Genomic DNA, 21100 nt, shown 5'->3' with positions numbered 1-21100 from the left:
CACGAAAATGAGAACACTTGGGGTTGAAATTTCAGGCAGCGAAGCTCTGCTTTGTATGCTAACGAAAGAAGATGATGTTTTTGATATTAGAGACATTCGTCAGCGCCGCTTTACGTTAAGTAACCAAGGGACAGAACTTGATGAAATGCGCAAGTTCCAATTCGACTTTGCAAAACTAGTAGAAGATTACGGCGTAGATTCTATCGCCATTCGTCAGCGCCCACACAAAGGTAAATTCGCAGGTAGTGCGGCTGGTTTTAAAATGGAAGCTGCAATCCAGTTAATTTCAGGCGTGGACGTGCAGTTACTTTCTGGCACTGAAGTTAAAGAGCAATTAAAAAGAAACCCAATTCCTGTTGACTATGAAGACACTGGGTTGAAAAAGTTTCAAGAGCAAGCTTTCATCAATGCCTATGTTTATATTCTTCGTAAAACATACGGCAAAGAAGAATAATCATATCAAGGGCCAGCAGTTACTTAGCTACTGGCCTTTTTATTTGCTTCCACACTTCTCTCCCCTGTAAATAATTCAAATATAAAATACTTGTAAAAAATTTGCTTTTATTTGATTCAGCCCTCCGCGCTTTTATGCTATTAATATAACCGTAATAAACCGCAAGGAGTGGATTTAGGTGTTACCTCAACAATATGGAAAAGCCGTTATTTTTTGCGCATGTTCGCTGATATCTGTAACAGCATTAGCAAATTCAAGCGCTAACCCTGCTTCTTTAATCTTTGGTGTTAACTCAGATAAACGTGTGTTTGAAAACACACGGTCACTCGAAAGCCAAATTCCAGTCAAAGGGCATTTAGATAGCAGCTCAGCAAACATTCAATATGCAGCAACCTATCATTCTATCGTCGGCAATTATTTTGAAGCAGAAAAACTCACCTCTGGGGTGATCAATCCAGATATGTTGCTAAACGATTATCGGCTAGTTCCTGCGCTAGAAATCATAGAGCAAAAGGCAACTGAAACGCATATTACTATGGTAAACGAAGCGTATCATAATGCTAAACACCGAGCCCTAACGATTGCCCTATTGAAGCCTTTATATGAACAAGGCTATCGCTATCTTGCATTAGAAGCACTCACCCCGCAGGTAAGCGTTGAGCAGCAAATCAATAAACACGGCTTTACAACATACGAACATGGGATCTACACCATGGAAGCGACTTATGCTAGCTTGATATTTGAAGCCAAATCACTTGGCTACGAGATTATTAGTTACGATCACGACTCACAACAAGGTAGAGCCAAAGCCGCGGCTGAACACTTAAAAGAAAAAGTATTTGATAACAATCGTGATGCAAAATTACTCGTTCACCTCGGATTTTCTCAACTAGATGAGCAAAACCAACTAGCGAGTGAACTCAAGCAAACATTAAAAATTAATCCACTCACCGTTGATCAGGTCCGCTTATCTGAGGTTCAATCAGTAAGTGGCAATACTCCTTTACTGCTTGCACGAGTAGCAAGCCAATCTCAGCACTACTCTTCAGATCCGCAACGATTTGATCTTTCTGTAACTTGGCCCAAAACCACGAAAATCAATAATAGGCCAAGCTGGCTTTCCTCAACGTTTGATCTACAACAACAATCACTTGGTGTATGTAAAAAGGTTTTTCCATGCTATTTAGAACTGTCATTTTTTGTCGATGAAGGTAAAAAACTCGTCCCAATCGACAAAATTACAGTAGAAAAGCCACATGATCAGGTCTATTTAAAACACTATTCTACGCCACTGACTTTAAGTAGTTATAATGCTGTCACTGGTGAGCTCATTACACAAAAACTACTCAACCAAAAACAGCTATAACTATTAGTGCAAATTAGGCACCAATCTGTGACTCGCGCATTTCATACTATCAAGGTAGACTAGCTTCTGAACAAATTTAGGGATCATCCATGTATCGAGTATTTGAACGCTTTACCAAACCCTTTCCCGAGCAAGAAGTTGGTCAGCCACCACAAGGTTTGTTGGCTTTCTGTCGCTTCTATACTAAGGGAATGGAAATACCCTTATTATTTATGTCGCTAAGTGCTGCGATCCTCGCAATTTTGGAAGTAACGTTATTTGGCTTTATGGGTGATCTAGTTGACTGGCTCTCCACTTATACACCACAAACTCTATTTGAAGCCAAACAAACCGAGTTAATTCGAATGTCTGTGATCACGTTAGTGGCACTGCCACTGCTAGTCTTTTTTCACAGCGCCATTTTACATCAGAGTTTATTGGGTAATTACCCAATGGCTATTCGCTGGCAGGCACACCGATACCTACTGAAGCAGTCTATGACATTCTATCAAGACGAGTTTGCCGGACGTATTGCAACTAAAGTGATGCAAACCGCCCTAGCCGTGCGCGAATCAGTCATGAAGCTACTCGATGTGCTGGTTTATGTTTTAGTGTACTTCAGCGCAATGCTCGCGCTTGTTGCAAACAGTGATATACGTTTGATGATCCCACTGGTTATTTGGCTTGGCTGCTATATCTGTTTCCAATTCTATTTTATTCCTAAACTAAAACGTGTTTCTAGTGAGCAGGCTGACGCTCGCTCAGAAATGACGGGAAGGATCGTTGATAGCTACACCAATATTTCAACCGTAAAGCTTTTCTCTTATACCAAACGAGAAGAAGAATATGCCAAAGACAGCATGGATGTGTTTATTCAACCGGTATATAAGCAAATGCGCTTAGCAACTAGCTTGAACGTTAGTATTCAAGCCTTAAATTATCTCTTAGTATTTTCCGTCGCAGCATTTTCCATCTACTTATGGTCTTTTAATGCGATAACCGCTGGCGCAATCGCAATTACAGTAGGTTTAGCCTTACGACTAAATGGTATGGCGCAGTGGATAATGTGGGAGATTAGTGGTCTATTCGAAAATATTGGCACAGTTACAGACGGCATGAACACGCTCTCTAGACCGCTTGATATTGTTGACCCACAAACAGCGCCGCAGTTAGATTTTAAAGCCGGAAAAATCGACTTTTGTAACACTACCTTCGCTTATAAGCGTAAAGATGCAGCGAGACAACATAACGTCATCGACAACCTGAACCTACATATCAAACCCGGCGAGAAAATTGGTGTAGTTGGCCGCTCAGGTGCGGGGAAGTCGACCTTGGTGAACTTATTACTGAGATTCTACGATACAGACGGCGGCAGCATCGAAATAGATGGTCAAAGTATTGCTAAAGTAAAACAGGAAAGCTTACGACGTCATATCGCTATGGTGACGCAAGATACTTCTTTGCTCCATCGCAGCGTACGCGACAATATCCTTTATGGTCGCCCTGATGCATCGGAAAGTGAGCTAGTTGCCGCAACAAAAGAAGCGCAGGCTTACGATTTTATCCAAGACTTAGAAGACAGTCACGGTAATACTGGCTTTGACGCACAAGTAGGTGAACGCGGTGTGAAACTATCAGGTGGCCAACGCCAACGTATCGCTATTGCTCGTGTATTACTAAAAAATGCGCCAATTTTAATTTTAGACGAAGCCACTTCGGCCTTGGATTCTGAGGTTGAGCAAGCTATCCAAGAGAGCTTAGATGCACTGATGGAAGGTAAAACCGTTATTGCAATTGCCCATAGATTGTCCACGATTGCACAAATGGACAGATTAATCGTAATGGATGAAGGTAAGATAGTAGAAGAAGGAAGCCATCAATCCTTGCTAGCTTTAGGTGGTATTTACGCCAAACTGTGGTCGCATCAAACCGGTGGATTTATTGGTGTTGAGTAACGCCATTACAAAATAGCGAGACCGCCTTTTCAACTAATATATCAAGCTCTGCTTCTGGAAGCGGAGCTTGCCATTTTATCGCGCGTTCCCAATAGCCTAGCTTTTTCAGTGCGCCCCAAAAGTACGCTGCGGCAAAGTCCGCATCAAAACTACCAAGACACCCTGAATTCGCAGCATCTTCGAACCATTGGATCATCGCGGCTTCACAATGACTAAACTTTTCATTTAAATTCTGTGCTTGCTCAAAGCTACGCATCGATTCAATCATCACAATACGCGACAAACGCATATAATCCTCGTCATTCAACAAAGTCATTGCGCTTTTCGCAAGATGTTGCAGTTGCACTGAAAAGTCATAGTTTGGGATAAATTGTATCGCAGTTATTGGCTTGATCCGCTCAATTAACAGCTCAACAACGGCATCAAAGAGCTCGTCTTTGGTCGAGTAATGCTTGTATAACGTGCGCTTTGATACTTCCGCTGATTGACTGATCGACTCCATCGTCGTCGCCTGCAAGCCTTTTTGAGCGAATTCTTCTATCGCTGCACATAAAATTGACTGCTGTTTTGGTGAAAGTTGCGTCATTTACTTATTCTGTCTTTAATTAATAGTGGGAAAAGCGAGCCATTGATAGCTGCTACTCACATGGTCAGTTGTATACCAAGAATCACCTCTCTATACAGAGATAAGCCTTCTTCGTAATAAATCAACATTCCCTTTATTTTAATCAATAAAGTCGTTAATAAAAAGTACACATGATCGTATACCTAAATTGAAGAAAAGTACACGCAACCGTTTACCTTTTATTTCTTTAAGTATACACTACCGTTTACTTGTTTAATTGTCGAACAAATAGCCTTTACTTTGGTGTGGTTAAGGTATGAAATGAACTCACTTGACTGATTGCATCCAGTTGAGTGTGCGTTATTAAAGGCAAATTGCAAGGTAGTTCCCCGTCAAAGCCGGGGCAGCATAAAATGATAATATAGGAATTGGAGTGTTCATGTATCCAGCATCAATACGCAGTCGTGTTAAACACCTATCTTTTTTAATGCTCACGTTAGGCACTTTGTCAGCGTGTTCAGAAGCACCACAGCAAGGGGGCCATGCAATGCCACCTGCGCAAGTGAGTGTACAACAAGTTACTACTCAATCAGTGCCTTTCGATATCGAACTTCCGGCCACTCTCGCGGGTGATAAAGAAGTTGAAATTCGCTCTCGGGTTTCTGGGATCATCGAATCTCGCAACTTTGAGGAAGGTCAGTTTGTAAAAGCTGGTCATTCATTATTCACCATCGAGCTTAAACCTTTTGAATTAGCGGTAGAAAAAGCGCAGGCAGCACTTCAGGCAGCAAAAGCAAACGTTGATCAAACTAAGCGCGAGAGCGAAAGGCTTGAGCGTTTGAAGAATGAGCGTTCAGTATCAAAGCGCGACTTTGATAACTCAGTATCGGCCTACGATATCGCAGTTGCGAATTTAGAATCTGCAAAAGTCGCATTGAGTGAAGCTAAGCTAGACCTTGAATACGCCAAAGTTGAAGCACCTGTTTCTGGTATTGTTGGTCGTGAACTGATGTCAGAAGGCAGTTATGTTTCTGGTCCGAGTGTACTATTAACTGAACTTACCGACATTAGCACCATTCGTGCTCGCTTCGGCTTTTCAGAGCGTGAGCAGCTAACAATGCGCCAAGATGTAGAAAATGGCTCTTTGTCATTACCGGAAAATAATGAATTTGATACCACGATTATTCTGCAAGACGGTTCACTATACGGACAAGCCGGAAAAGTAAACTTTAGCGACGTTCGGGTAAACCGCTTTACGGGTACCAGTGAGTTACAAGCTCGTATTCCTAATGAAAATGGCGAGTTAAGACCGGGTCAGTTTGTGCGAGTTAAGCTCTCTGGTGCGGTACGCAATAATGCCGTTGTACTTCCACAAAGAGCGGTACTAGACAACGGTACAGGGAAATTTGTGTACATTGCTACCAAAAATGAACAAGGTGCAACCGTAGCCCTACCTGCGCCGGTCAAAGTTGGTGAATGGGTCAAGCTTAATAATGAGAATATGTGGGTCATTCGCGAAGGCTTAAAAGAAGGTCAACCTGTCATCGTTGAAGGTATGGCGAGGATCTTCTTCCCAGGTATGCCAGTGTCTGTGAGCGAGCAAGGGGAATAATCTGATGTTCTCCAAATATTTCATAAACAGGCCTATTTTTGCCTTTGTTATCTCTATCGTGATAGTGCTTGCCGGGCTTGCTGCAATGCGCAGTTTGCCTGTTGCACAGTATCCCGAAATTGCACCACCTCAAGTTGAGGTACGTGCGGTATACCCTGGTGCATCAGCAGATGTATTAGAACAAACTGTTGCAACCCCTATCGAAAACGCGATTACCGGTGTTGAAGGCATGATGTACATGACATCAACCAGTACGAACTCTGGCGTAACGACGATCGCTGTTACTTTTGAGATTGGAACGGATGTTGATCAGGCTGCCGTAGATGTAAATAACCGGGTGAAGCAAGTAGAAGCTCGTCTCCCTGAAGAAACTAGACGCCAAGGCGTGGTGGTTCAAAAGACATCTTCTAACTTCTTACAAGTACACGCATTCTATTCGCCAGATGGTACTCGAGAAAGTCTCTGGACATCTAACTACGTTACCATGAATATCCTTGACCGCGTCAAACGCATTCCTGGTACGACTAACGTGCAGATTTTCGGTGCTAAAGACTATGCCATGCGTATTTGGTTGCGCCCGGATATTATGAGTCAACTGCAAGTCACAGCAGACGATATTGCGGGTGCAATTAGAGAGCAAAACTCTCAGTATGCAGCGGGTAGTATTGGTGCAACACCGACATCTCAAGACGCGCAATCGCTCGTTTATAGTGTCACCGCGAAAGGACGTTTATCGACGGCTGAAGAGTTCGAAAATATCATCGTTCGTGCAAACCCAGATGGCTCAACACTGCGCCTTAAGGATGTTGCTCGCGTAGAGCTTGGTTCTAAAGACTATAACTTCCAAGGTACTATTAACGGTAAGGAAGCGGTATTACTCGGTGTATTCTTACAACCGGGCGCGAATGCGCTTGACGTCGCTAAAGCAGTAGAGGCTGAAATTGAACAGATCAAACCTCAGTTCCCTACAGGCCTCGCTCACGTTAACTCTTACGACACCACACGCTTTGTAGAAGTCTCAATTCGAGAGGTGTTAAAAACGCTTGGTGAAGCAATGATCTTGGTATTCTTAGTGGTTTACCTGTTCTTGCAAAACTGGCGTGCAACGCTAATTCCAACGCTTGCAGTACCAGTCTCGTTACTTGGTACATTTGCAGGTCTCTATATGCTCGGTTACTCGATTAACACGCTTACGCTGTTCGGCATGGTGTTATCGATTGGTATCGTGGTAGATGACGCCATCGTGGTACTTGAGAATGTCGAGCGGATTATGCATGAGCAAGGCTTGCAGGCTAGAGAAGCAGCGGTTAAAGCGATGCAGGAAGTAAGCGGCCCCGTAGTCGCGATTGTATTGGTATTGTGTTCGGTGTTTGTACCTATCGCTTTCCTAGGCGGGTTAACAGGCGAACTATTCCGCCAATTTGCGATCACAATCTCCATCTCTGTAAGTTTATCCGGTGTGGTTGCACTGACGATGACGCCTGCACTTTGTGTATTGCTGCTTAAGCACGAGCACAAACAGGATGCCAAGTTTTTCTTGTGGTTCAATGACTGGTTCCATCGTGTAACCGGGCGCTATGTTGGTGCGGTTAGCTTTATGGTTCGCCGTGGTTTTGTAGGCCTAACATTGATGGTAGCGATGATTGGTGCAACGGTATTCCTGTGGCAAAAAACACCAAGCTCTTTGGTACCAGACGAAGACCAAGGTTACTACATGATAGCGGTGTTCTTGCCTGACGGCTCTTCATTAGAGCGCACCGCTAAAGTGGCCGATGAAGTGATAGCTGCTGCAAAGTCAAACCCAGCTAACGAAAACGTCGTGGCGTTTACGGGGATGGACTTCATCGGTGGTGGCTTCAAAAACAGCGCGGCGACTATGTTCGTGACGCAAACACATTGGGATGAACGCGATGTGTCAGCGAAGGAACTTGTTGGTGAGCTATTTATGAAAACCGCGCATATTAACGAAGCATTAGTGCTGGCGTTTAACCCACCGCCAATTTTCGGCTTGGGTACAACAGGCGGATTTGAAGTCTTCTTGCAAAATAAAGGCGGCTCTGATCCCGCTAAATTGAAGCAAGGTATGCAGATGATCATGGCCGAGGCGCAGAAGAGCCCAATCCTTACAGGCATTCAAACGCTATGGCGTCCTGATGCACCGCAGCTAAAGGTACATATGGATCGTGAACAAGCGCGTGCCATGGGGGTTAATATCAATTCTGCGTTTAACGCACTTGCAGCAAATTTAGGTAATTACTACGTCAACGACTTCAATAAGTTTGGCCGTGCATGGCAGGTGATTATGTCCGCTGAAGCCGAGTTTAGAATGACACCGGAAGATGTAGGCCGCATTTATGTGAAAAACAATCGTGGCGAAATGGTACCAATTTCTGCATTTACGGATGTTGAGTATAGTCGCGGTCCGGAAACCATGAATCGTTACAATAACTTATCTGCAGTTAAGTTAATGGGCGAAGCAGCACCTGGCTACAGCTCAGGTCAAGCTATCGCGGAGTTTGAGCGTATCGCCAACAAAGTGCTACCACCAGATATGACTTACGAGTGGACGGGTTCCGCGTTCCAAGAAAAGCAAAACTCTGGCACAACCGGTATTGCACTCGGCATGGCCGTGATTATGGTATTTTTGATCCTCGCAGCACTTTATGAGCGCTGGTCATTGCCATTCTCGGTTATGTTAGCGCTACCGTTTGGTACTTTCGGTGCCTTGGTCTCAATCTGGATTGCTGGGCTAACCAACGACGTTTACTTCCAAATCGGTTTGGTTACCCTACTTGGCCTCGCCAGTAAAAATGCCATCCTTATTGTCGAGTACGCGCTAATGAAGTATCAAGAAGGATGGAGTCCAGCAACCGCAGCCCTTGAAGCGGCGAGACTGCGTTTTAGACCTATTATCATGACTTCACTTGCTTTCATACTTGGCGTAGTTCCACTGGTTATGAGTTCTGGAGCTGGCGCAGGAGCAAGACACAGTGTGGGTACTGGCGTAATGGGTGGTATGCTCTCGGCTACCTTCCTCGCAGTATTCTTCTTGCCACTGTTCTTTTACTGGCTAATGGCAAGACAGATGTCAGAGAAGCGTTCTAAGCAAGAACTTTCAGATGAAATCGCGAAGCATCATAAAGATGAGCATGTCGATACAGATGAAGGATTAGCTTAATAACATCCCTTAAGTTAAACCACAAAACGCCTGAATTTTCGGGCGTTTTTTATATGTCTGATAAAGCTACTACCACCTTTCCACTACCTTGCCATTACACACTTTATCACTAGCCATTAGTCGTAATTTCATGCTTTTCGTCCAATTGCACTTGATTTTGTCGACAATTAGGTTATCACTGATAAAGCATAATGATAAAAACTAGAGATCAACAGCAAGGACAAGATATGACGACAGAGAGCCAATTAATAAAAGCAGGTGCACTTACAAAGAGTTACTTCAAAGGCCCCCAAGTAGCACCGCTCACTCAACTCACCATAGGGCAATATCTAGAAAATATTGTCGACAATTATCCAGAAAGAGAAGCCATTGTTGTCTCTCATCAATCAGTTCGCTTAAATTATCGTGAGTATCTGGCAAAAATAAATCAACTTGCCGCAAGCCTTTTAGCTGTAGGCATCCAACCAGGGGATAGAGTTGGGATTTGGTCTCCGAACAACCTTGAATGGAGTCTAGTGCAATTCGCAACTGCTAAAATTGGCGCAATTATGGTGTGCATTAACCCCGCCTATCGCCCAAGCGAACTTGAATACGTGCTAAACAACGTTGAGTGTAAGATGTTAGTTATGGCGAAGTCTTTTAAACATAGCCATTACGTTGACATGATTAGAGAGCTGGCACCAGAATCCTACGACTGCATGTTTGGCGAATTATCTTCACAGCGCCTTCCCTCACTCAAACAGATAGTGCTGATTGACGAGGATATTGAACCGGGTCTAATGAATTTCAGCACCTTGTTATCTAAAGCTAATGATGCCCACTATCTTGAGGCAAATGCGATTGCAGCCAACCTAAATGCCTGTGACGCTATCAATATTCAATTTACTTCAGGTACGACTGGCAATCCAAAAGGCGCCACCCTCACCCACAGTAATATCCTCAATAACGGATTACTCGTCGCCAATGCTATGAAGCTCACAGAGCAAGACAAGCTTTGTATTCCCGTGCCGCTTTATCATTGTTTTGGTATGGTACTCGGTAATCTCGTTTGTATTAGTAAAGGTGCGTGCGCCGTATTCCCTAACGATAGCTTTGATCCGCTTGTTACCTTAGAAGTTGTTGAACGAGAAAAATGCACCGGGCTTCACGGTGTACCAACAATGTTTATCGCACAATTAGAACACTCAGACTTTACGCAGTTTGATTTATCTTCGCTGCGCACTGGGGTGATGGCGGGTTCCACCTGCCCAGAAAAGGTCATGCGCCAAGTACAAACCCAAATGCATATGACCGATGTACTCATTGGTTACGGGCAAACCGAGTGCAGCCCAATCAATAATATTACCGAAATCGATTCGCCTGTAGAAAAACGCGTGCAGACTGTTGGTCGTGCTATGCCACATACCGAGGTCAAAATTATTGACGAGCTAGGACATATTGCCCCAATTGGTACGCCTGGTGAAGTATGTGCCCGAGGATATTGTGTAATGAAAGGCTATTGGCAAGACCCAGAAAAAACGGCGGCGACCATAGATGACGACGGCTGGTTACACTCTGGCGATTTAGGGGTAATGGACGACGAAGGGTTCGTTAGCATCGTCGGCCGCATAAAAGACATGATCATTCGCGGTGGCGAGAATATTTACCCCAGAGAAATTGAGGAAGTGCTTTATCATCATCATGATATTCAAGACGCCGCTGTATTTGGGATCAAAGACGAAAAATATGGTGAGGAAGTATGTGTTTGGGTGCAACTTAAGCCCGGGCACTATATTTCGGAAGAAGATATTCGTGTATTTTTAAAAGATAAACTCGCCTATTTCAAAGTGCCAAAATACATCAAATTGGTTGATGCCTATCCGATGACGGTAACGGGTAAGCTCCAAAAATTTAAAATGAGAGATCAAATGGAGCAAGAGTTACATCAAACAGCCTAATTTGCGTTCGACATCCTTGATGCCACGCAAATGAGTGTTGCGTGGCAAATCAAATAATCCTCTAAAACTCAATTCTCCCAATACTCTCCTTAGTTAGCCTACAAAGAGTAGGAAGTTCGGTTTAATCAACACACATAAAAGCAATGAATTATTATCATTTTGTTTAACACCTATCGACTTTTGTACCCAAAAGATATAAAACAGTTTTGTTTCCATATACAGGACAATAACAATATGTTTAAATTATCAACAGTTGCCAGCCTTCTGGCATTAAGCTTTACAACGGGTGCAATGGCACAAATATCCTATCTTGAAGACACACGCGACCAAATTAGTATTCAAGATTATAGTTATGAACAAAAAGCGCTTGTAGCTGAGCAAGCAAAACTATTACTTGACGGTTTATACGTCAATAAATATGCCAAAAACCTGTACTACGGACTTTCTCCGGCCGGACACTTAGACCCAGTCGTTGCAGTAGACGACTTAATCAATAACATGGGAAATCTAAGTTCTTCTCAATTTCATCAGCAGCTGCAAAAGATCTTCTTATCTCAGCGAGATTTTCATTTGGACTATAACTACCCGGCACCAATGAAAAACTTTGTTTCTTTTGTGCCAGTTCATTTTGCACAAACCGTCAATACAGATGGCAGCAAGGAAGTACGCGTAAACCGTATCTGGCAAAACTACACCGTACTTGCACCAGATACATCAACGGTTTCTCTAGGCGATAAAGTCATTGCATACAACGGCCAAGCAGTAACAGATGTGGTAAACAACACACTATTCCAAGGCGGTGGGGCTAATCCAGATGGCGGGTTTGTTGGTGCGTTAAACAACTTGACTATCAAATCACATAATAAACAGATGCCGCCACAAAATGACGCGCTAACGCTTACTTTGGAATCTTACGAAACGGGCGAAATATATAGTGTTAACTTGCCTTGGTTGGTCTATAACGGAAATCCGACTACGCAAGCAAATACAGAGGAGAATGCAGCGCAGTTTACACAAAGTATTAACTATGAATTTGCTACATTTAAAGAGTTAGAAGCTGCAGCACAAGATAGTGCTTTTGCCCTAGCAGCCAATGCTACTGCTGAACCGACGGTGACATGGAATAAAGTACAAGTAGACGGCGAGTCAGTCGGCTATATTAAGATTGCCTCTTTTTCACCTAAAAATGGAACTAATACTGCCCTTGTTGCCATCATAGATATCTTAGATAACCAGCTAAGTGACACGAAAGCACTTATTATTGATGTTAGAAGCAACCCAGGTGGTAATATTCTATATAACGACTATTTACTACAACTGTTTACACCAAAACGTGTTACTCCGTCTCATGTACGTTTTATCAACACACCTGAGAACCACCATATTCTAAATAATTCCCTGTTCGGTACTTACCTAAGTGATAATTGGCACCAAGTATTGGCTGACGTACAAGGCACCAATGAACAATACTCTGCTGCAACCTCATTCATGACAAAAGATGCAGCAAACCAGATTGGTCAGGCATATTATGGTAACGTGGGGGTTTGGGCAAACGCTAACACCTACTCTGCAGGTGATATGTTCACATGTGGTATGCAAGATAACGGTATTGCAACCGTATTTGGACAGCACGAACGTACTGGTGCAGGTGGCGCAAACGTAATTGAGCATGGTTTATTTGTACAGTACGTGGGTGCACCATATCAAGCGCTACCTTATGATCAAAGTATGCGGGTGTCGTGGCGTCAGTCTGTACGTCAAGGTCATCACATCAATGCGCTCATTGAGGACTACGGCTGTGTTGCCAATGAAGTTGTCAGTTATAACGTTGAAGACATATTCGATGGTGATACTCAAGATTTCAATACGATCGCTCGTAAGTTACTCGCAAAACCCACAGCGCGTGCAACGGTAGCATTTAATTCAGATAGATTTGCATCGGTTGCTGAAACTAACGGAGTGTATAATTTTGATGTAACCAACACAGAATACGTAGATGTATACATTGATGGCACTAAAGTAAAACGTATTTCTGCATTTGCGTATGGTACTCAAGCTAAAACGATTAGCTATACATTACCAAGTAACGTAACGACTGGTACAGTGCAGTTTGTTGGGTTAGATAGTGGTAAAACACGTTTATGGAATTCAACGAGGTTTTTCTAAAACTTTAGCTACCATTAATTTCTAAATATGCAGCGGATGAAACCGCTGCATTTCAACAGTCTGTATAATTCACGTAGCGCTTACATCACTCTGAAAACTTTGCTCAGTAAAACTCACATCCCCCGCCGACAACATTTATAACAGATTGTTTTTATTTCACTTTTATTTTGGTTCATTTATTGCTGTTAGTTTCTAAATTTTATATGAAGGAAACGAGCAATGACCAAGTGTCCATTAACCACCACTGCTGGTAATCCAATCGCCGATAATCAAAATAGTTTGACCGCAGGTCCTCGAGGCCCATTATTGGTTGAGGACTACCAGTTAATCGAAAAACTGGCGCATCAAAATAGAGAACGTATTCCAGAGCGTACCGTGCATGCTAAAGGATGGGGTGCGTTTGGAACATTTACGGTAACAAACGATATAAGCCGATATACCAAGGCAAAGCTATTTGCTGAAGTTGGTAAGCAAACCGACATTCTGATGCGCTTTTCAACAGTAGCCGGTGAAAAAGGGGCTGCCGATGCGGAGCGTGACGTAAGAGGTTTCTCGATAAAGTTTTACACTGAAGAAGGAAACTGGGATTTGGTTGGTAATAATACCCCCGTATTTTTTGTCCGTGATCCGTATAAATTCCCAGATTTTATTCACACCCAAAAGCGTCACCCTAAAACTAACCTGCGTTCCAACACCGCGCAATGGGATTTTTGGTCATTGTCGCCAGAAAGCCTGCATCAAGTATTGATTTTAATGTCTGACCGTGGCTTGCCAACGGATGTAAGGCACATGAACGGCTATGGCTCACATACCTTTAGTTTGATTAACGAAGAGAACCAAAGAGTTTGGGTGAAGTTTCATATGAAAACCCAACAAGGCCACCAGCATCATACCGATGAAGAGTCAAAATCAGTAATTGGCGAAAGCAGGGAGAGCTTTCAAGAGGACTTGCTTGAGGCCATAGAGCGCGGAAATTATCCGAAATGGGATATGAAAATTCAGGTGATGACTGAAGCACAAGCAAAACAGTTCCAACACAATCCGTTTGATTTAACCAAAGTCTGGCCGCATGGCGACTTTCCACTCATTGATGTTGGCACACTCGAATTAAATCGCGTACCAGACAATTATTTTGCAGAGATAGAACAAGCTGCATTTAGTCCGTCTAACGTGGTGTCTGGAATTGGATTTTCTCCCGATAAAATGTTGCAAGCACGCATTTTCTCCTATGCTGATGCTCACCGCTACAGACTCGGCACGCATTATGAGGCATTACCTGTTAATCGCCCAAAATGCCCAGTGCATCATTACCACAAAGACGGTGCAATGCGGTTCTTTAACAATGAACCCGGTGGTAACGAAGATGCTTACTACGAGCCTAATTCGATGGGAGGCCCAAAAGAGAGCCCTGAGTATAAACTCCCTGCTTTTGAGCTTGAGGGAATGTCGGATAGATACGACCACCGCAAAGACAATGATGATTTTTCACAGCCTCGTGCTCTATATCGCCTATTTGATGATGCCCAAAAGCAGCGCTTGTACGGCAACATAGCACGCGCTATGGCGGGTGTACCTGAACATATCATTGAACGCCAACTTGGGTTATTTAAATCTGTTCACGAAGAGCTTGAAGCCGGTGTTAGAACAGCACTGAATGAATAAGGTTAACTGCCTAGTCTGAACAAAAAGCTAGCACCTGAAGTGCTAGCTTTTAATGCTGCTAGATTTGTGACCATGCCTTTTTGGTTCCAAGCGCGTAAGCCCCTCCTATTACCAAACAAATTGAGGAACTCACCAGCCAAAACGTCATGCTGTTATCTGGGATCGTTGGCATGATAAAAACAAACCCAATTCCCCTTATTAAAAAGATTGCACTTATTACACACAGGGCGATTTTAAGCATAGGTAATTGTCGGATCCGTTTCGCCCCTGAAAACGCATAGCATGACCAGAGCAGTAAAATCGTAGCGATAACGGCAGTGATAAGGTGAGGATAAATAAGCCCCTGTTCGGCCATAGTAGCCATTTCCTCACCAGCACCAAAAAATCGATACCAAGATGCACCAAAGATGATGCAGCCAATGTGCGCCACTGCCGCAATGGCTGTACACACACCCGCGAAGAGTAAAAAGTGGTTGGTCGTTTGAGTTTGCGCGTTCAAGTTCATTTCCCTATATTTTCAATTTGCTTGAGTATCGCTGCTCTGCCTTTGCCTGTCGATAGATATGCGTTTAGCAGAAAATGAGGCTAACAAAATAAATTTGTGAAGCTTGTTATTTGTAGGTCGTGATTTATCACGACAAAGGATTTCCGCAGCCTAAGATATGGCATTAAAACCAAAAAGATCGCGGGATGAACCCGCTCCCACCAGATATGGGCTTAGCAAAAAATGAGGTCAATAAAATAAATTTGTGAAGCTTGTTATTTGTAGGTCGTGATTTATCACGACAATAAGATTTCCCCCGCTTAAGGTGCGGTATTTAAACCAAAAAGATCGCGGGGTGAACCCGCACCTACCCGAAATGCGGAATCAAAAAGCGCTGGGGGGGATCTGCGCCCACCCGATATGGGTTAGTGCAATAACAACGCTATGCTTTAGGCACAACGAGGGGCAGATCAAACTGCACCATTAGACCGCCTTTCTCGCGATTAAATAGCTTAAGTTGTCCACCGTGGGCAATGGCGACTTCATTACAAATACTTAGCCCTATGCCTGTGCCACTGGGTTTAGTAGAAAAGAATGGTAGTACTGCGTTTGCTAGCTTTTCTTCTTCCATTCCTACACCTCTGTCAACAACCACGATTATCAGGCGTTGATAATCAACCAGCAACTTAACACCTATTTCATCTATCTTAGACCCTGATTCATGGGCGTTTTTAACTAAATTAATCAACACCTGCTCTACCTGTATGGGATCAAAAAAAGCGCACTCTACAGGGAGTGGTGCCAGCAAAGTAAAGTCATAAAGCTTACTAACGGTATCAAGTAAGGGCTGCAAGGGTTGCCCTGTAATATTAGGCGCTGGTAATCTCGCAAACTCGCTATATTTAGCGACAAACTCACTCAAGTTCTCGGTGCGGCGATTGATAGTCGAAAGCATTTCGGGCAACAGTTGAATAAGGGCGTGGTTTTGCTCTTCAGCACTGCGCTCAACAATTGTATTTGCAGAATTAGTCAGTGAAGAAATAGGCGCTAATGAATTATTGAGTTCATGACTGATAAGACGGATCGCATTTTTCCAAAGCCCTACTTCTTGACGGCTCATTTCGCTTGATAGATTTTGACACATAAGCAACACGTGCGGCTGGTGGTTGAGTGTTATGCTCTGCCTTGAAAAGTAATAGCTTTGCTTTTCATCATTGGCTTGAAAGGTCACAAACCCAGACTCTTTTTGTAGCAAAATAGTTTGCAGCTTTGGGTCTGCATTTGCGATGGCATGATGAAGCACTAGGCCACTTAACGACTTGTTGTTATTGAGTAACTTGCCGGCTTTGTCGTTGGCATATACAACCTGATCAAACTGATTTAACAGTAAAATCGACACCGGTGACACCTGCAAAATAGTATCGAGTAGTAACTCCCTTTGGCTGGTGGCGTGGCGCTGCTTTTTTAGTGTTGTCGATAAACGATTATATTCCAGAATTAGATCAGACATTTCTATGCTTTCAAAATGTGTAATTTGAACTGAGAAGTCTTGATCTTTAAAACTGCGGATCCCGTCCGTTAAGCAATCTATGATCCGCTGTTGGCGAGAGAAAAAGTAACTGATACCGACAACGCCTACTACCGCTGCAACAAGCAGCCCCACCGGAATTGACAGAGTAAATGGTATGGCAAATGAAGCTGCCAGCCATAAAATAGCCGCAAACACCAATAGTGATACAAATAGGCATGCAGACACCGCTGCTTGAAGAGACACCGTCATTTTAAACCAAACTTCTCCATTCTCCGGTATAGTGCTTGCCGACTTAATCCAAGCTTTCTTGCGGCTTTACTGACTACGCCATCAGCACTGTCTAATGCAGCTTCGATATCTGCTTGTGTATATTCAAGCGGCTCTTCATGTTGTGGTATTTGAATTGCTAAATGCTCACACTCAATTTCTTGCCCGGGGCTCAGCAACACAGCACGGCCTATGGTGTTTTCAAGCTCCCTGACATTTCCAGGCCATGTGTGGTGCTTTAACTGCTTCATTGCCGTGTTACTCAAACTCTTATTGCTCGGCAAAAAGTGATCCACTAACACGGCAATATCTTCTTTTCGCTCAGATAGCGGCGGCAGTTTAAGCTCAATCATATTGATCCGATAATACAAGTCTTCTCTAAAACTACCTGCGCGAATGGCCTCTGGTAAATTACTGTTGGTGGCACTGATCACCCTAACATTTACCCTTTTCGTGACCGTGCTGCCAACGCGTTCAAACTCACCACTTTGTAAAACCCTTAGCAATTTTTGTTGCCCTGTCAAAGACAAGTTGCCGATTTCATCCAAAAACAAAGTGCCACCATCGGCCGCTTCAAAGCGCCCAGCCCTCGATTTTTGTGCGCCTGTATAAGCACCACTTTCAACCCCAAATAACTCGGCCTCAATTAGGTCCGCCGGAATAGCCCCCGCATTCACTTTAATAAAGGGTTTATGTTTATAGCTGCTATTGGCTTGCACGATCTCTGCAATTTTCTCTTTACCAGCGCCGTTTGGTCCTGTGATCAGAATTGGCGCGTCGGAGTGCGCAACCTGAGTCGCCATTTCAAGCAAGCTCAACATGGCCGGATCGGCAACCACCACACCACACAGGTCGTATTGCGCTTTTAGCTTTTGTAATCTGGCATTGCGCTGATTAGCAGCGCTACTTACTTGCTCTTGTAGTTCTCGCATTTCGAGCAAGTTTTTCACTGAAGTGACGAGTTTATGATCTTTCCAAGGTTTAGCTAAGTAGTCTGCTGCACCATCTTTAATAAGCTCCACCGCCATTTCAAGATTCGTCCAAGCGGTCAGTAAGATGATGGGTAAGTCTGGCTCTAAATCTCGAATGGCTTTATACAGGGCTTTACCTTCCGCGCCGCTGGTGGTGTCTCGGGTAAAATTCATATCTTGAATAACTAAGTCGAACTGTTTGCTACGAACCTTCTCTAGGCCCAGCTGCGGAGAGGTAACACCTTCACACGGAATATCATTGAGCAACAAAAGGACTTTAATGGCTTGAATTACATCCGGATTATCGTCAATTACCAATACACTCATGAACGCTTTTTATCCTAATTTGTAGATTTAGCCCCTTTCGGGGCTTTGTTGTTTTTATTCTTAACTGGATTTCGTTACTTGTGCCGGCGACACTTTCGCAGCTTCTTTGGCAGGCAGGTACACCGCCAATGTACTCACAAGCCAAGTAAAAATAGCTACCCCAACCAATAACGGGATCTCTACCACACTTTGCACGCGAACATTATTCATCAAAAAATAGTAAAGCAAAATCGAGAGACCAAAGCCTAGCACTAAACCGATAAAGACTAAAATTGTATTTTCTTTAATTAAAGACCACATCACTTTACCTTTAGATGCACCTAACGCACGAAGTACACCATGATCTTTCTTTCTTAGGCTAACAGAAAAGCTGACAAGTGCGACAATACCAAGCGCGGTGACCACACATGCGATGATGCTTATGCCTGCCATGGTGAGTGCAAAAGTGCTACGGCCATCCCACAAACGTTTTTTTGCTCTGGCAACAAACTCTACTCGCTCAACCATTCGCCCGTTGGTGTGATAAAGTGCCGTTTCAACTTCTTCTAGCACTCGCTCAGACACGCCTTTTTCAACTCTGACTAAATAATTTGCCCGTTGACGGTTACCCCAAATGACTTCAGGTACAACCCCTGAATTGTAGGGTTGTTGATTGTATGTTGCGCCTTCTCCAAGCATTTTACCTTTATAAACACCAACTACTTGATGTGGAATGCGCTGCCTTGAAATATACACCGTCTGTCCAAGAGCTGAGTCATCACCAAATAAGGACGTGGCAAGGTCGTCACTTATCATAATAACGCCTGCATTTTTTGTTGCCTCATCACCTTTGATAAATTCGCTGGCATAAAATCTACGCCCCTCAACGAGTTCAAGCCCAAGTACATCTACCCCTTTTTCATCCAAGCCTAAGTAGCCGAACACGCTGTAATCCGTTTCTGGTTGAGTATTTTTAAAAATAGTCCATCCAGGGCCTAAGCTGTTTAATACCAGCTCTCTACCAGCATAAGATGCGGCAACGACCCCCGGCACATTTTCTATCGCTTGAATATCCTTTTCTATAAGTGACTGCACGTCTACCGAGGTATCAAACACACGCGTCGTTACATTGAGAATTTGTTGCTCTTCCAACTTTGAAGGAATTAGCCAGTTTTGCAGCGTTGCGTAGCTGATAAACACGGTATTGCTGACTATCATCACGGTGATCGCGATTTGTAGAATGATTAACAGCGCAATACTTTTTTGTTTTAAGATCAGTTTTAAAATATGTTTAATCGCCATACTTACCCCCTTAACTCTGCAGCTGGTGATACACGGCTACTACGGTATACCGGATATAGTCCAGATATCCCAACCGCCAAGAAAATGCCTATGGTGGTCAAAAGTGCCAGCTCACCATCAAACTGATAGATTTGACGGACTTGCTCAGCAAATGCCATATAATCCGTCTGATACATACGCAAATGGAACATCAACTCGAGTCCTGCAAATGCTAGTACAAAACCAAGCACCACAGAGGCAACTGTGAGCATCAAAATCTCTAAAAAGTGAATTCTCATAATCACTCCCCGATTTGCACCAAGCGCTCGGTAAAGAGAAATAAGTTTGCGATTGGCTTGGAATTTAGCCAGCAGAATGCCTACTGTATTCACTAAACAAATGCCAAATAGTAAATACGAAAACGTTAAGTAAATGGCTTCCCACGCCATAAAGCGCTGGATCAAAATATAGAGCTCGCCCATGCTATAAAAATCGGTGAGATTATTATGTTGAAAACGGCCTACCGCTTGCTGATTTGCAATATAGTTATTCAACCAAGTTTTTAGTTCAGCAAGATGCGCCGCCCCCATATCTTTTTGGTACTGGAACCAAACCGTCAAATAACCACATTCAGCACTTTTCAGCATGTCGATATTGCCGCTGCGTGGGTTGGTTGCGGTGTATAAATCGTCGGTTCTACACGATACTTGCCCCGTTCGTGGAAAGTTTTGCGCATAGGCATAATTTAGCGGGATAAAAGCATCGTGATTGTAATTATTACTAAAGCTCAAATCTTGGAAACGACGTTTATAATTACTTAAATCAACCACGCCCACGACTTGTATTTGTTCGCCTTGAACTTGAATAAACTGCCCGACAGAATTCGCCCCACCAAAAAGATGGTCGTTAGCGTTTTTACTGATCACAGCGACCGCTTCACCAGCTTGTTGGCTTTGTTCACTCCAAGAAGCTCCGTGGATAAACGGCGCATCTAGTACACTAAACATATCTCTATCTGTACCAGAAGCTTCTACACTAATAGGCCTAATTGAGTTATCCGCCAGCCCCACAATAAACTCTGTGGTGTAGTTAAATGATAGATGCTCGTATGGTAAATCCGCTTGCTTAAGCGCCTCTGCATCTTGATATGTCCAGCGAGGAAATTGGTTAAAATCGACAACGTCTTGGTCGCCATCAAAAAAATTCAGACCCGCGGTGTACAAGTAATCTCCCTTATGACCAATCACCTCGCTGCTGCTTTGTTTTACAATGGCTGACATCGTCAACATCAAGGTGATCCCAACTGCAAGGTTGATCACCATCAGTACGCTTAGCTTGGGTTTTTGCTTTAATCCCTGCCAAGCTAATAGTATTAGCTCTTTCATT

The 21100-nt window shown here is 43.5% G+C and carries 14 protein-coding genes; 8 read left to right on the top strand and 6 right to left on the bottom strand.

Annotation, left to right across the window (positions count from 1 at the left end; translation table 11 throughout):
• Positions 1-7: 7 nt before the first annotated feature.
• The 3 genes from BB427_RS04720 to BB427_RS04710 all read left to right on the top strand — a co-directional run bounded on the left by BB427_RS04720 (position 8) and on the right by BB427_RS04710 (position 3754).
• Entirely contained in the window at positions 8-454 is a 447-nt protein-coding gene (locus BB427_RS04720) for a DUF3010 family protein (RefSeq protein ID WP_010604871.1), read from the top strand.
• 178 nt (positions 455-632) lie between these two features.
• Positions 633-1820 (top strand): hypothetical protein, encoded by a 1188-nt coding sequence (locus tag BB427_RS04715; protein WP_069019108.1) that lies wholly within the window; start codon positions 633-635, stop codon positions 1818-1820.
• A gap of 89 nt (positions 1821-1909) precedes the next feature.
• Positions 1910-3754, top strand: coding sequence for an ABC transporter ATP-binding protein (locus tag BB427_RS04710; RefSeq protein WP_069019107.1), 1845 nt, complete (start codon positions 1910-1912; stop codon positions 3752-3754).
• Here BB427_RS04710 and BB427_RS04705 read toward each other — a convergent pair.
• The gene (locus BB427_RS04705) at positions 3738-4340 is read right to left on the bottom strand and encodes a TetR/AcrR family transcriptional regulator (RefSeq protein ID WP_069019106.1); all 603 of its coding nucleotides are present in this window, start codon (positions 4338-4340) and stop codon (positions 3738-3740) included. The genes BB427_RS04710 and BB427_RS04705 overlap by 17 nt on opposite strands.
• 418 nt (positions 4341-4758) lie before the next feature.
• Here BB427_RS04705 and BB427_RS04700 point away from each other — a divergent pair, with 418 nt between their 5' ends.
• The 5 genes from BB427_RS04700 to BB427_RS04680 all read left to right on the top strand — a co-directional run bounded on the left by BB427_RS04700 (position 4759) and on the right by BB427_RS04680 (position 14874).
• Positions 4759-5931 carry an efflux RND transporter periplasmic adaptor subunit gene (locus BB427_RS04700; RefSeq protein WP_039495769.1) on the top strand — a complete coding sequence of 391 codons (1173 nt, stop codon included), beginning with the start codon at positions 4759-4761 and terminating at the stop codon, positions 5929-5931.
• 4 nt (positions 5932-5935) lie between these two features.
• Positions 5936-9109: an efflux RND transporter permease subunit gene (locus tag BB427_RS04695; protein ID WP_069019105.1), complete on the top strand. Its 3174-nt coding sequence runs from the start codon at positions 5936-5938 to the stop codon at positions 9107-9109.
• A gap of 227 nt (positions 9110-9336) precedes the next feature.
• Positions 9337-11046 (top strand): AMP-binding protein, encoded by a 1710-nt coding sequence (locus BB427_RS04690; protein WP_069019104.1) that lies wholly within the window; start codon positions 9337-9339, stop codon positions 11044-11046.
• 234 nt (positions 11047-11280) lie between these two features.
• Positions 11281-13212 (top strand): S41 family peptidase, encoded by a 1932-nt coding sequence (locus tag BB427_RS04685; RefSeq protein WP_069019103.1) that lies wholly within the window; start codon positions 11281-11283, stop codon positions 13210-13212.
• Positions 13213-13431: 219 nt separating this feature from the next.
• Positions 13432-14874 carry a catalase gene (locus BB427_RS04680; protein WP_069019102.1) on the top strand — a complete coding sequence of 481 codons (1443 nt, stop codon included), beginning with the start codon at positions 13432-13434 and terminating at the stop codon, positions 14872-14874.
• Positions 14875-14932: 58 nt separating this feature from the next.
• On the opposite strand, the gene BB427_RS04675 is transcribed toward BB427_RS04680, so the two are convergent.
• The 5 genes from BB427_RS04675 to BB427_RS04655 form a co-directional block, all read right to left on the bottom strand.
• Complete coding sequence (locus BB427_RS04675; RefSeq protein WP_069019101.1) at positions 14933-15379, bottom strand: hypothetical protein; 447 nt, start codon at positions 15377-15379, stop codon at positions 14933-14935.
• A gap of 421 nt (positions 15380-15800) precedes the next feature.
• Complete coding sequence (locus BB427_RS04670; RefSeq protein ID WP_069019100.1) at positions 15801-17138, bottom strand: sensor histidine kinase; 1338 nt, start codon at positions 17136-17138, stop codon at positions 15801-15803.
• Positions 17135-18454: a sigma-54-dependent transcriptional regulator gene (locus BB427_RS04665; protein ID WP_069019099.1), complete on the bottom strand. Its 1320-nt coding sequence runs from the start codon at positions 18452-18454 to the stop codon at positions 17135-17137. Before BB427_RS04665 ends, BB427_RS04670 begins: the two co-directional genes overlap by 4 nt.
• A 60-nt stretch (positions 18455-18514) precedes the next feature.
• Positions 18515-19735, bottom strand: coding sequence for an ABC transporter permease (locus BB427_RS04660; protein WP_069019098.1), 1221 nt, complete (start codon positions 19733-19735; stop codon positions 18515-18517).
• Between the two features lie 2 nt (positions 19736-19737).
• Complete coding sequence (locus tag BB427_RS04655) at positions 19738-21099, bottom strand: ABC transporter permease (protein WP_069019097.1); 1362 nt, start codon at positions 21097-21099, stop codon at positions 19738-19740.
• Between the last annotated feature and the right edge of the window lies 1 nt (position 21100).

This window comes from Pseudoalteromonas sp. BMB, from assembly GCF_001709235.1.
GTDB classification, from domain to species: Bacteria; Pseudomonadota; Gammaproteobacteria; order Enterobacterales; family Alteromonadaceae; genus Pseudoalteromonas; species Pseudoalteromonas maricaloris.
This window is presented reverse-complemented; position numbering and strand designations above follow the sequence as displayed.

What these genes read in the sequence shown, in the direction of transcription:
- BB427_RS04720 (WP_010604871.1), top strand. Translation starts at nt 8, where the DNA reads ATGAGAACACTTGGGGTTGAAATTTCAGGCAGCGAAGCTCTGCTTTGT.
- BB427_RS04710 (WP_069019107.1), top strand. Translation starts at nt 1,910, where the DNA reads ATGTATCGAGTATTTGAACGCTTTACCAAACCCTTTCCCGAGCAAGAA.
- BB427_RS04705 (WP_069019106.1), bottom strand. Translation starts at nt 4,340, where the DNA reads ATGACGCAACTTTCACCAAAACAGCAGTCAATTTTATGTGCAGCGATA.
- BB427_RS04700 (WP_039495769.1), top strand. Translation starts at nt 4,759, where the DNA reads ATGTATCCAGCATCAATACGCAGTCGTGTTAAACACCTATCTTTTTTA.
- BB427_RS04695 (WP_069019105.1), top strand. Translation starts at nt 5,936, where the DNA reads ATGTTCTCCAAATATTTCATAAACAGGCCTATTTTTGCCTTTGTTATC.
- BB427_RS04690 (WP_069019104.1), top strand. Translation starts at nt 9,337, where the DNA reads ATGACGACAGAGAGCCAATTAATAAAAGCAGGTGCACTTACAAAGAGT.
- BB427_RS04685 (WP_069019103.1), top strand. Translation starts at nt 11,281, where the DNA reads ATGTTTAAATTATCAACAGTTGCCAGCCTTCTGGCATTAAGCTTTACA.
- BB427_RS04680 (WP_069019102.1), top strand. Translation starts at nt 13,432, where the DNA reads ATGACCAAGTGTCCATTAACCACCACTGCTGGTAATCCAATCGCCGAT.
- BB427_RS04675 (WP_069019101.1), bottom strand. Translation starts at nt 15,379, where the DNA reads ATGAACTTGAACGCGCAAACTCAAACGACCAACCACTTTTTACTCTTC.
- BB427_RS04670 (WP_069019100.1), bottom strand. Translation starts at nt 17,138, where the DNA reads ATGACGGTGTCTCTTCAAGCAGCGGTGTCTGCATGCCTATTTGTATCA.
- BB427_RS04665 (WP_069019099.1), bottom strand. Translation starts at nt 18,454, where the DNA reads ATGAGTGTATTGGTAATTGACGATAATCCGGATGTAATTCAAGCCATT.
- BB427_RS04660 (WP_069019098.1), bottom strand. Translation starts at nt 19,735, where the DNA reads ATGGCGATTAAACATATTTTAAAACTGATCTTAAAACAAAAAAGTATT.
- BB427_RS04655 (WP_069019097.1), bottom strand. Translation starts at nt 21,099, where the DNA reads ATGAAAGAGCTAATACTATTAGCTTGGCAGGGATTAAAGCAAAAACCC.